Raw genomic sequence first — 13,179 nt, 5'->3', positions numbered from 1 at the left:
TTCCTACGGAAAGCTTTCGGGCGAACGCTACGCTCCTACAGTTCCAAACTTCCCCTACGTTACTTTTACCTCAGCAGCATTTGCAAAGTTCAATTATTCAGTCGATACGGGGTGTCGACGTAAGAAGGTCCGCAGCGGGTTATACGCTGCGGGCTTTTTAACGTGCTAATAATAGAAGCATCTGGAGCGGATCTAATAGACAAGAAAACAACATATCATGATCGACAAAATAAGACACCTATGTAAAAAACAGTATGATATGATCGCTATGAATTCTCTAGCACTATTGAACTAATAGTTAAAGGATTAGAAGTATCTGTAGTTCATTTTATACATAAATAGGAGGAGTAAAGTGATTACTAAACAGGTTTTATTAAAGAAAACTATCGTATTCATGCTTATTGTTTGTCTTACCTCATTACCTTTCGGTACGATTTTTGCAAGTAAGGCTTCTGATATTCAAGGGACTTGGGCTGAAGCGCAAATTACGAAATGGATGGAGAAAGGACTAGTATCAGGTTATCCAGACGGGGATTTTAAACCGGATCATTCGATTACAAGAGCTGAATTGGTTGTGCTAATCAATAAGTCTTTTGGATTTGTTAAGACGGAGGAGCATTCTTTTAAAGATGTAAAAGCTTCAGATTGGTATTATTCAGGTCTTTTAGTGGCGAATGCGGCAGGATACATACAAGGTTATTTAGATGGTTCATTCGGGCCTAATAAGAAGGTCACACGACAAGAATTTGCGTTGATTATTAGTAAATTACTTGCACTGCCTTCTTCAGATTCAGCTAATAAGTTTAGCGACACATCAGCTAGTCCTGTATGGAGTAAAGGGGCTATAGGGTCTGTATACGATAAAGGAATAATGTCGGGATATGCGGATAACACCTTTCATCCAGAATCATTTGCTACTCGTGCAGAGGCTATCGTAATCTTGGACAGATCCTTAACGATCAAGAATGAAGCTTCTATAGGAAGCCTCTCGTACGATATAGCGGGTACTTATGGTCCTTTAACAGGGAATGAGAAAGTAAGCGGAGACGTAGTTATTAACTCTCCTAATGTAACACTAAGAAACATGACGATCACGGGTAACTTATTACTCGCAGAAGGAATTGCCGAGGGAGATATATTGTTAAAAGATGTCACGGTTAACGGTATTACTACGGTTAAAGGTGGGGGAGCTCACAGTGTTCATTTCGAAAATGTTAGACTAACCTCAGTGATTGTTGATAAGAAGATAGGGACGATTAGAATTGTTGCTATAGGTTCAACAGTTATTGATAAGCTTCAGGTTCAATCTGCGGCAACTATTGAAGCTGCTAATGGAGTGAGTATTCAAACTTTGATTCTGAACGCTAGTACGAATGTTGTAGGGAATGGGACGATTGTTCATGCAATTATAAATGCACTCGGAATTATTATGGAACAAGCCCCACGTAATTTAGAAGTTGGAAAAGATGTATCTTCAAATGTGAGCATAACTATTAACGGTGTAACTAGATCAGTATCAGCGCCTACACAGGCTCCTGCAGGAATAACATCTGGTTCTTCTGGTTCGCCAGGCGGATCATCACCGGGGGGAACGGGAACGGTACCAACGGTAACACCGGCACCGACACCGGCACCGACACCGGTAACTACACCAACACCAACACCAACACCAGCGCCAACGCCTATTGTATCTCCATTACCAACTCCAATGCCGACATTTACGCCTGAAGTGACACCACCAGCACCAACAAGCACGCCGGGACCAGTGAATAATGTATTTGGAACAGTTACACGTGCAGATGGTCAGAAATTATTTAAAGAGGGCATTCTTTCTTTGAAAAAGGTTGAAAATGATATGAGTATTGGTTACGGAACAATGGTGATTGACGGGAAATTTAATATTAATTTACATGATGGAGATTATCTAATTACAGAGGTTTCTGATTTAAACTCATCGGAGCAGATTTCGTTATATTATATTTTCAAAGTATCTAATGGACAGCCTGACCCTAGTTCGCTTGATATTGTAATCCCAGAAGGACATCAAGGTAGTGTTAAGTTTCATGATGGTACTTCAGTAAGAAACGGTTCGTTAACTATTTCAAGGATAGAGCCCAATGTATCTGCTATTTTCAATGCACAAATAGTAGAAGGTGGATTTACTTTGTACTTACCGGATGGAACATATCTAGTTAATCAGATTAATAATGAAACCAAAGAGCAAATCTCACTAAATTATAAACTCAAGATTGTTAATGGTCAGATTGACCCAAGTCAACTTGCTATAATAATTCCTCCTAAGACTACTGGGACTATCGCTAGGGTAGATGGATCAGTAGTACCTTCAGGAACACTTATGGTGCATAGAACAGATAGTCCAGAGGTTCCAGGTTATTTCGCACAGGTTCTAGAGGGCGAGTATAGCCTGTATTTGTCTGACGGTAACTACCAGGCAGATAATTTTTTCGTCAATAATATCGCTAATAGAATTTCAATAGATTATAGGTTCACGGTGATTAACGGTAAGACGATCCCAAGTCCGTTGGCAATTACGATACCTAAAGCATATGTTGGTAGTGTTCAAAATGCGGATGGAAGTGTTATAACAAATGGATCTATAACCGTATATAAGACTAATGTAGATGGTTCCCAGTCCTTTTTCACTGCAGCTATTTACCAAGGAATATTTACCTTGTTTTTGCCTGAAGGTGCCTATCAATTAATTAATTTATCTAGCGGCATAGAGCAAATACGACTAAATTATTCTTTTATAATAGCAAATGACCAACCTGAACCGAATCTACTAAATATTATAGTGCCAAAGAAGTATACGGGGACAATTAGTTCTGAGGAGGGATCACAGGTAAATGGATGGCTCGGCCTTGTTAGCACTGGTTCCGAGAAGCCTGCTACTAAAAACTTCTTCCAAGTAAAAAATGGAGAATTTAACCTTTACTTACCGGAGGGGTCATATGAAGTTAATACATTTACTGATTTGAATCAAAATCAAACACCGCTAAGCTTTCCTATTACAATAGGGAAGGAGCAGACTAGTCCGGTTTCAATCCATATAGCATTACCTCAAAAAAATATTACAGGTACTTTAACCTATTCAGATGGATCGAACTTAGCAGACGGATTATTTTTTGTGATTAGTACGGAGTCGGGATCTACTTTTCAGTTAACTGTTTCAATGATTGATGGCAAATTTGATTTTTATTTACCTGATGGTAACTATAGAGTAATGTCCCATTTAAATCTAACGAACAAAATATCCACCTTTATCGGAACTAATTTCACGGTTATTGATGGGAAGTCTAACCCGGGTCCAGTCGTTATAATAGTGCCCTTACCAGAGTGGTAATAACATAACAACTAAAATGAAGAAGGCCCACAGAGCGCTGATGCTCTGTGGGCCTTCGTAAAGCTAACCCCTAAATAAACTTCCGCTGCACCTTCTTGCCATCATACGAAAACCTAGCCTTTTTGTCCTCCACAACGGTCTGTAGATGAACGGTCCGACCCCATAACGAATAGATATGCGGGAGCGTGCGCTCCAAATACTTCAGATCCAGCTCGATGCTTTCATAGCGGTGGGTGATAAATAACTCGCCATTCTTCTCAAAGTCGGCATCCTCAATGACCAAGTAAGGTGACCCGCCATTGACTCGAGCGAGTACCAGTTGATCACGTACGTTTTCCCATGCTTTGTCGGTGATTTTCCATTCCGGGCCTTTTTTCTCAAAAACATAAAGATCGAGGTCGTTCACCAGTTCCTTGGACAGATAGCTGCGAATAAAAGAAGTATCGGACTCCAACTCGCGAACCTCAAATATTTTCTCACGGTCCCAGCGGCGTTCGATGTCTTCGAAGATTTTTAGACCAAGATAGTATGGATTCAGGCTTTGCCGTGAAGGCTGCACGACGGAGGAATTTAGTTTAGCGTATTCTACGGTTTCCTCAACCGTTAGATCCAGTTCACGGACGATACGCTGATGCCAGTACGAAGCCCAGCCTTCGTTCATGATCTTCGTCTCCATTTGTGGCCAGAAGTAGAGCATTTCATCGTGGAGCATGGTCATAATGTCTCGCTGCCAATCCTCCAAGACGGTGGAATATTGCTGGATAAACCAGACGATATCTTTTTCCGGCTCAGGTGGGAACGCCCGATTTCCGGATGATGCTTCCTGTGGTCCAGAATTGCTCTTGTCTAGATTCCATAACTCGTCGTACGGATTGGCTGGTTTGGAGCCACCCGGAGGGGCATTCTTGAGTTCCTTCATTTTGGCTTCCAGCAGATGGGTCTTACCCAGCTTGCGCGGCTGAATGAGGCTGGGATCTATATGCTCTTGAATGGCCAGCACCGAATCAATGAACTTCTCCACAGCATCGGTGCCGTAGGTCACTGAATAACCGGCGATTCGGTCCGCTGTAGCTGACATACTCTCGACCATATCCCGGTTGGACATAGAGAAACGCATGTTATTTTTGAAAAAATCGCAGTGTGCCAGCACGTGAGCTACGATCAGTTTGTTCTGAATCAGCGAGTTCCCATCGAGCAGGAAGGCATAACAAGGGTTGGAGTTAATAACGAGCTCGTATATTTTACTCAGCCCGAAATCGTATTGGGATTTCATTTTGTGAAACGTCTTTCCGAAGCTCCAGTGACCAAATCGTGTTGGCATTCCATAAGCGCCGAATGTATAAATAATATCTGCTGGGCATATTTCATAACGCATGGGATAAAAATCCAAGCCGAAGCCAGTAGCTATTTCAGTAATTTCAGCAATCGCCCGCTCCAACGCATTAATTTCTTCGCTTGGCATGATTCTGTGCTCCCTCCTATAATTCTGTAGATCCAACCTGAATAAACCCTCACGAAATGGGGTTTGGCTTCATATAGATGGGTCGATCAATGTAGTTCATATTATGTATATGGGTAGGGGAAGGGCAATATGTCGAACTCTTCCTCGTTGTCCCTATGGCACAAAGACTTTTGAATGTCGGGAGAATATCACTCCATCAAGATAAGTAGCTTCTTGTTAAGCAACCCATTCTCCAGTGTGAATTTCTCAACATGAAAGCTACAGCATTGCAGATTTAATTTAATTAAATATAAATAAGTTTATATGAATACCGTTTCGGTATTTACAATCGCCAATGCATGTGCTAATTTAGCGATGTAACCGTATTCATATGTAGATTTATTAAATGATTAACAAAAACATAAATCTTGTTTGGAACATTCCTTATTCAGCCTAAATCTAACAAGTGGGAGTGATAAGATTGGAAATCCTCGGTTGACGTTGTTGAGATACAGGAAGGAGCAGATGAACTTAGTATAGCTGCACATCCCAGTGGTACTCCTCAGTGATTATGATTATGGAGGTAAAAATGCGTAAATTTAAAATAAATATTTTATGGAAATTTCTACTTTCATATATTATTGTCTTGTTGCTGCCGCTTTCTGTTATTATCTTTTATTACTATCCATATTCCAATTCAATTGTGAAGAATAAAATATTGGACTGGAATACACATATTACCGAGCAAGTAGCCAGCAGTATGGATCTGTTTATGCGGCCAATCTATTCTCTCCCCACTTCGATTGTAGCTAATCCTGAAATCAAATTATCCTTATTAAAAAATGATGCATACCAGCGATACGTCGTGGCTAATGAGATGAAGAAATACAAAACAACAGATACCCTCTTGAATGATACTTTCTTATATATCAAACAAAGTGGGTATCTGTTCTCAAGTACAGGGTATATCTATGAGTTGGAGCGCTTTATGAATCCTAAGAATGGTTATGTATATACGTCTTGGAGTCAAGAGCAGTTCAACCAAGAGATCAATGTAATCAACTCTATTCAAGTTCGCCCTTCAGAGGATGTTGCCATTCTTGGCGAAGGACGCGTTAAGATGATTACGGTGATGATTCCTCTTCCTCTAGGTGTCGACCAATCCGAAGGCTGCGTCATCTATATGATCAGGCATGATACGATCGAGCGAATGATGAAGTCAGTGTCTAATAGCTATACAGGAGATTTCATCATTCTTGATCAACATAACACCCCTATCTTTTCACTCAACCATCGTGATGATTTGCATGAGGCGAATTTTAAGCAATTTATTCAGCAGCTGCAAGCATCACCATCAGGCGGTGAAATGGATTATGACGGAGATGCTTATATTGCCTCCCAGACCGTTTCCAAGCAGAATGGCTGGAAATACATAAGCATGAATCCGCTGGAATCGGTACTAATGGAGACGAAGGAAACGCAGCGCAACACAATTATTCTCGTTATATCCATCCTGCTCACTGAGATTATTATCATCTATTTATCCATCCGTAATAATTATGCCCCGATTAAGTCCCTTGTCCAATTCTCCAGACATGCATTTAAAGGCAACACGGAAAGTGGCGGCAATGAGTTTGATATTATACGCTCTACAATCCAGAATCTGTTCCAGTCGAAAGAGCAATTAGACCGGAATGTCCAAAGTATCGTTCCGAAGTTACGTGATAATATTCTATATGAAATCATAAGTGGACAGTACTCTTCACTTCAAGACATGCTGCTAGAGGCAAAGTCCTATGGCATCACCTTTACGTATGCGAAATGCACGACTGTGGTCATCAATGTGATTGGAGATATCGAGCAAGTATTTGAAATTGTGAAGAGCGTTAAATTACAGCCCGAGGATGCAATGGAAGGGTATTTTATTCGGAGTATTCATAATGATGATATTCTATTTATTTCCACACACACAGCGGAGCAAGCATTACGGGAGATGTTCATGAAGCTCCAGGCTGAGATTGAATTGGTTACCGGCGCTAAGCTTGTGATCGGAATAGGAAATACCGTTGATAACCCAGGCGAATTTCATGCTTCTTATATTAATGCGCTTAGAACAGTCGAACATTTACGCATCAAGAATGAAGATTCCATCCTGTCCTTTCATGATCTGATGCAGCAGCGGAATGAGCCTGTACCTTATCCGGCTGAAACGATTCAATCGCTGGAATTGTTCATCATGACGGGTGATGTCACCGAAGTGCAGAAAACAGTTCAACGACTCATTGAGTTTCTACAACATGATCGAACGCCTCCCTATATGATTCGGGCTGTATTTGTAAATATCTCGACCATTATATTAAACAATCTGATTCGTTTAAAGCATCAGGAGAATATGGAGCAGCTTGGGATTACATCGTTTCACAATCGTATTACGGTAGCCCAGATCACTGAGATTTTAGAGAAAAGTGCGGATATATTATGTGAATTGATGGCTAGTACGCATACTTCCTCTAAGGCAGCTACATTGGATGAAGTGCTTAAATATATTCAAGAGAATCAGTTCGATATCAACTTCTCACTACAAGCTATTGCCGATCACTTTGGGATGTCGGTGTCGAATTTTAGCCACTATTTCAAGAAGAACGCCGGACAGAACTTTAAAGACTTTATGGATGGGCGCCGAATCAATCATTCGAAGCAGCTGCTTATTCATTCCGATGAAACTATTGATTGGATTGCAGGCAGGGTAGGCTACACTAACCCTTCCAGCTTTATTCGCGCCTTCAAAAAACATGTAGGAGTCACACCTGGGCAATTCAGATTGTTTAACAAGTGAATATCTTCTTGTCTATTGCAGATATAAGATACGGGGGGATTCAATATGCGAGGAATGAGACGATGGGTTATATGTGTATGTATGCTACCGGTGATTATACTGCTCCAGGGATGCAGTGCGAATAATGAGTCTGAACATACTACAGAGCGCAATGTAGAGCCGCTAGACAGGGTACAGATTAGCGTGATGACACCTACACATCAGCTATCCAAGAATCTTCAGGATATTCCTTATTTGAATCGCATCGCTTCTGATGCAAAAATTCATGTGAACTGGATGCAGAAACGTAACGGATGGGAAGAAGCGAAAAGCACTGCTCTGACAAGCGGAGAATTGCCTGATGCTTTTTTGGCTGGATTGACCGATCAGGATATCATCGCGAATAAAGATAAATTCGTAGACCTTAGTGAATATATCGATAAATATGCCCCGAATATCAAGAGAATGTTTGAAGAAGTTCCCGAAACCAAGCGGGTGAGTACATTTCCGGATGGGAAGATGTATTCTCTTCCTGGTGTAAGACCGATTAATACAGATAGCTATAATGTCTTGATGATTAATAAGAAATGGCTGGATAAGCTTGGACTGACAGAACCGACTACGCTGGAAGAATTGCGCGAGGTATTAACCGCCTTTCGCAATGGAGATCCCAATGGCAACGGGAAGCAGGATGAGCTTGGAATGGACTGGTGGGCAGGTGCTGGAGGAAGTCTGGGGAGCAGAGGTCTATTTAGTGTGACCAGTTTACTAGGGGCTTATGGAGTGACAGATAATTTCACCGAGGAGATGATCGGAGTGACGAAAGGGCAGATCCGATTTTTGTTCGAGAGTGATGAATATAAGAGCTTAGTCTCTTACCTGGCAGAGCTCTGGAAGGAAAAGCTGATCAACCCTGACGTGTTCACGCAAGATTATTCAGGAATGAAAGCAAGTGCGCAACAAGATGATGTGGCAACGGTTGGTGTGACCTTCGGCTGGTCATTAACAGATCGCGTTGGTAAATGGGCCGATGAATATGTGGCTTTGCCACCGCTGCGCAGCAGTAGTAATGTGGCGCCATTATGGCCAATGAGTCCTTCTCGCGTAAGAATAACAACCAATCTGTTTAGCATGACAACAGCTAATCCGCATCCTGTTGAGACCATTCAATGGATTGATCAATTCTACTCTGAGGAAAATTCGATCCAAGGCTATTACGGCTCCATGCCTGATTATGTGGCTAAGGAATCTGACGGCATATATACCATAGTACCTGCTCCAGAAGGTGATCAGGATACACAGCAATGGACGAATTCTCTCGTGGATAATGGTCCGCTTTACTTTTCGCAATCATTGGAGAACAAAACGATTGTTCCTCCTGCGGTAACGATACGAAGAGAATTGGACAGCATCTATAAAGCTTATGAACCTAAACCAGTGGACATCTATCCGATGATTAAATTTTCGTCAGAGGCGCTTAATGAAATGGCCTTGGCGAAATCAGATATATTTAAACTGGTCGATGAGAAATTTGCGGAATGGATTATGAATTCAACTGTAGATAAAGAATGGGATCAGTATATTAATCAGCTGAAACAAATGGGACTGCCAGTACTGTACAGAATATATCAACAGGGGTATGAGGATTATTATGCTCAACCAAATTTGAACGTCAACAATAATTGAAAACGAATTCAAAAAACACCCGAAATCATAAAGTTGTTAACGCTTTCAAATATTGCGAATACTTAAATTCTTGTTCGTATACAACCGCCTCAACCCCGGGTTAAAGTTGCGATGTGGCTGACATGTAAAGCGCGAGCAGCAAGAAGCAATAAATTATATTCCAAATGCTCGCCTCACAGCTTGAACGTGCGCGTTAAACCAAAAAGGGAGGTTCGTTGTATGAGGGGATATTTGTCAAAGGTAATGAAGCCCGTATTAGCACTTAGCCTATTTGGAACAATTCTTGCGGGGTGTGGAGGCGGGAGTAATGAGGGTGCCTCTTCTTCTAATTCAAGTTCGTCAACGAATTCTACAACCGGTACAGTCAAACTAAAAGGGATCATGCTGAAGCATCCTCTTACGCAAGAGTTCGCCAAAATGGAATGGTTGGCCAAGGTTGAGGAGCAAGTGGGGGTAGATATTGAGTGGCAAGAAATTTCAGCGGACTGGGATCAGAAAAAAGGCGCTTTGTTAGCCGGAGGAGATATTCCGGATATCCTTATAGGACCGAATGTGATCACGGATGCTGATTTTGCCCAGTTCACCGGACTCTTTCAGGATTTAACCGAGCTCATTTCAACAGGCGGCCCTAACATTCAACAGATGTTTACAGAGAAGCCGGAGACCAAATTAATTGCTACACAGCTGGATGGCAAAATATACGGTTTACCGAAATATCAACGATTCTGGCCGGATACGGTAAGCCGGCAATATATCAATAAACAATGGCTAGACAATTTAGGTCTCAAGGAACCGACTAATTGGGATGAATTATATAATGTGCTCCTGGCGTTCAAAGAGAAGGATGCCAATGGAGATGGTGATGTAAATGATGAAATTCCTATGGATTTCGCTCCGGTGGGGACGACTGGATTTGGTTATTTTCAGCCACAAATATTGCTTGGCAGTTTAGGTATTACATTAACGGATAGTAGTGGTCAGGGATATTTCACTGAGGGTGGCCAGATTAAAAATTACTTTGTGGATGATCGATACAAGCAGTTCGTGGAATTCATGAATAAGTGCTGGCAGGCTGGCTTAATCAACCCGGAAGCCTTCACGCAGGATTATTCCAAATTCCAATCGGTTGCGCGCGGCAGCGGGGACAAAGCGAAGGTTGGCTTTTCATGGGGCTGGGAAGTAACGGACCGCTTCGGCAACACCTTGGCTCCACAATATGAGTCGATCGCTCCGCTTAAAGTCTCGGCAGATTCAACGATTAAGCAGTCCTATGACTATGACGGCTACTCACTGAATTTCGGCGGTAATATGGTCGTCATGTCTGCTAAGTCCAAGAATAAAGAAGCGGCAATGAAATTTATTAATGAGCTGTATAATCCTACAGTTAGTATGCAGGTACTATTCGGTTCACTTGGTACGAACATTAAAGATAATGGAGATGGAAGCTACGCGGTCCTGCCACCTGCTGACAGCCAAATGGACCCAGGCACATGGAAGTGGACATCAACCTGGGCGGATAATGGACCTACCTTTATCTCTGATTCATTGAAGCTGACACTTGGAACTGATATGCAATCTGTTGGCAAACAGACAGAACCCCTGCAGGCGGTCCTCAGTGGGATTGACAAGGATAACGATATTTTACCAAGCATGTTCATTAAATATAACCCGGAAGACAACAATGCCATGGTGTTAGTGAATACGAATATGATTAATCTGGCGATGTCTAAGTTCTCGCAGTGGGTTACCAAAGGGGGAGTTACCAAGGAATGGGACTCCTATGTGAGTAACATTAAGCAGATGGGGCTGGATAACAACTTGTCCACTATGCAGAAATACTATGATGATTACAAAAGTAAGAAATAAGCTGTAAAGATTTATAGAACATCTGGAGACGGCTTTTCTTTACAGGATGAAGAGAAGCTGTCTCCTTATTAAGGAGGCTTATGATGTCCTCAATAACTCCCAATAAACATAGAAGAAATCTAATGGAGCTTAAACGCGACTATCAATTATGGATTATGATTATTCCGGCGATCGTTGTAGTTATCATCTTTAACTATATTCCAATGTATGGAATTCAGCTTGCCTTCAGGGATTATGATTTCTCGCGTGGATTGGCAGGCGGGGCCTGGCGCGGTCTGCATTATTTCTCACAATTCATCAATAACTATCAGTTTTGGGATTTGATGAGAAATACTGTGATTATCAGCATCACAACAATCGTTCTTGGATTTCCGGCACCGATCATACTAGCGCTTATACTGAATCAGGTGAAATGGTTCCGCACTAAGAAGCTGCTGCAGACCATCGTATATATGCCTCATTTTATCTCAATTGTAGTTATGGTTGGATTGCTGAATGTTCTCCTGTCACCGAATACAGGAATCCTTGGTCAACTGATCTCCAAGCTTGGCGATGCAGACATTAATTTGCTCGCCTCCACGAATTCATTCGTCCCGGTGTTTGTGATTTCGGATATTTGGCAGCATGCTGGATGGAATAGTATTATTTATCTGGCCGCATTATCAACAGTGAGTCCAAGTCTCTATGATGCTGCCAAGATTGACGGAGCGAACAAATGGAAGATGATTCTGCATATCGATATCCCTGCCTTGGTTCCGACAATCATCATATTATTTATTCTGAGTATGGGGAATGTACTGGGAACCGGATTCGAGAAGGTATTCTTGATGCAGAATTCATTGAACCTTCCCGTATCAGAGGTCATTTCCACCTATGTTTATAAAATTGGTATTCTTTCCAATCAATTCAGTTATTCGTCAGCTATCGGATTATTTAATACCGTCATCAATTTTTTCTTTTTGGTTACCATGAACTGGATTTCCAAACGCAACTCAGATATTAGCCTCTGGTAAATGGAAAGAACATCGAAAGGTGATGCTTATGCAGGCGACAACTATTCACAAGCGCAGCACGGGTGAGATTCTATTTGATATTTTGATCATTATCTTATGTGTTCTAATTTTCCTGATCGTCGCTTATCCCTTGTACTTTGTTATTATTGCTTCTGTCAGTGACCAGACACTGGTTTCCACAGGCAAGGTTACTCTATTTCCCAGAGGAGTCAGCTTCTTTGGCTACGAGCAAATTTTTCAGGATATGCGTATTTGGATAGGGTACAAGAATACCGTTATTTATACAGTTTTGGGAACACTGTTTAATCTGCTTCTTACAATTCCTGCAGCGTATGCACTATCCAGACAAGAGTTCCGTGCACGCCGATTACTGATGTTTTTCTTCGTCTTCACATTGTTCTTTAATGGTGGACTAATTCCAACGTATATCCTGATGAAGGATTTATCCTTGACCAATTCGATGTGGGTTTTTATTATTCCCTTTGCAGTGAATGTGTTTAATCTCATCATCGCACGCACGTTCTTTGAAGCTTCACTGCCTAAAGAAATTTATGAATCTGCAGCATTGGATGGATGTACTCATTTTAAATTTTTCTTCTATATTGCGATCCCTTTATCTAAGTCCGTCATATCGGTCATTGCGCTGTATTATCTGGTAGCACATTGGAATGATTTCTTTACTGGGCTTATCTATATTCATTCTAATGACCTGCAGCCGTTACAAATCATTCTGCGTGATATTCTATTATCCAACCAGGTTTTCTCCCAAGGCGGAGGCTCGGGCGGCAGTGCAGGCGGATATGCTCAGCAATTTGCTGACCAGGTTAAGTATGGAGTTATTATTGTATCTACTTTACCGATTCTCATTGTGTATCCGTTTATTCAGAAATATTTTGAAAAAGGTGTTATGATCGGTTCGATAAAGGGCTAGGAGAACAAACAAACACAATTAGCCGGCGAGATATGAAGTGCTCCCTGTCAAGTGTACAGTGTA

7 protein-coding genes are annotated in these 13,179 nt (G+C 41.6%); 6 read left to right on the top strand and 1 reads right to left on the bottom strand.

Annotation, left to right across the window (positions count from 1 at the left end; translation table 11 throughout):
- Positions 1–352 precede the first annotated feature (352 nt).
- Positions 353–3,364, top strand: a complete 3,012-nt coding sequence (locus CA598_RS29405; protein ID WP_094878775.1) for an S-layer homology domain-containing protein — start codon at positions 353–355, stop codon at positions 3,362–3,364.
- A gap of 70 nt (positions 3,365–3,434) precedes the next feature.
- On the opposite strand, the gene CA598_RS29400 is transcribed toward CA598_RS29405, so the two are convergent.
- Positions 3,435–4,826 (bottom strand): SpoVR family protein, encoded by a 1,392-nt coding sequence (locus tag CA598_RS29400; RefSeq protein ID WP_094878774.1) that lies wholly within the window; start codon positions 4,824–4,826, stop codon positions 3,435–3,437.
- 568 nt (positions 4,827–5,394) lie between these two features.
- Here CA598_RS29400 and CA598_RS29395 point away from each other — a divergent pair.
- From CA598_RS29395 to CA598_RS29375, 5 genes are all read left to right on the top strand, one after another.
- Positions 5,395–7,641, top strand: a complete 2,247-nt coding sequence (locus tag CA598_RS29395; protein ID WP_179281602.1) for a helix-turn-helix domain-containing protein — start codon at positions 5,395–5,397, stop codon at positions 7,639–7,641.
- A gap of 45 nt (positions 7,642–7,686) precedes the next feature.
- On the top strand, positions 7,687–9,306 hold the full coding sequence (locus tag CA598_RS29390) for an extracellular solute-binding protein (RefSeq protein ID WP_094878773.1): 1,620 nt from the start codon (positions 7,687–7,689) through the stop codon (positions 9,304–9,306).
- Between the two features lie 219 nt (positions 9,307–9,525).
- On the top strand, positions 9,526–11,172 hold the full coding sequence (locus CA598_RS29385) for an extracellular solute-binding protein (protein ID WP_094878772.1): 1,647 nt from the start codon (positions 9,526–9,528) through the stop codon (positions 11,170–11,172).
- A 122-nt stretch (positions 11,173–11,294) separates the two neighbouring features.
- The gene (locus CA598_RS29380) at positions 11,295–12,185 is read left to right on the top strand and encodes an ABC transporter permease (protein WP_256990701.1); all 891 of its coding nucleotides are present in this window, start codon (positions 11,295–11,297) and stop codon (positions 12,183–12,185) included.
- A 22-nt stretch (positions 12,186–12,207) separates the two neighbouring features.
- Positions 12,208–13,116, top strand: coding sequence for a carbohydrate ABC transporter permease (locus tag CA598_RS29375; protein WP_373455854.1), 909 nt, complete (start codon positions 12,208–12,210; stop codon positions 13,114–13,116).
- The last annotated feature ends 63 nt before the right edge of the window (positions 13,117–13,179 follow it).

This window comes from Paenibacillus sp. VTT E-133291 (assembly GCF_002264395.1).
Classification (GTDB): Bacteria; Bacillota; Bacilli; order Paenibacillales; family Paenibacillaceae; genus Paenibacillus_AQ; species Paenibacillus_AQ nitricinens.
Note: the sequence above shows the minus strand (reverse complement) of the source record. Positions and strands in the feature narration are given on the sequence as shown.

Bases quoted from the DNA above. Each gene is read 5' to 3' on its own strand.
- CA598_RS29400 (WP_094878774.1), bottom strand. From the start codon at position 4,826: ATGCCAAGCGAAGAAATTAATGCGTTGGAGCGGGCGATTGCTGAAATT.
- CA598_RS29395 (WP_179281602.1), top strand. From the start codon at position 5,395: ATGCGTAAATTTAAAATAAATATTTTATGGAAATTTCTACTTTCATAT.
- CA598_RS29390 (WP_094878773.1), top strand. From the start codon at position 7,687: ATGCGAGGAATGAGACGATGGGTTATATGTGTATGTATGCTACCGGTG.
- CA598_RS29385 (WP_094878772.1), top strand. From the start codon at position 9,526: ATGAGGGGATATTTGTCAAAGGTAATGAAGCCCGTATTAGCACTTAGC.
- CA598_RS29380 (WP_256990701.1), top strand. From the start codon at position 11,295: ATGGAGCTTAAACGCGACTATCAATTATGGATTATGATTATTCCGGCG.
- CA598_RS29375 (WP_373455854.1), top strand. From the start codon at position 12,208: ATGCTTATGCAGGCGACAACTATTCACAAGCGCAGCACGGGTGAGATT.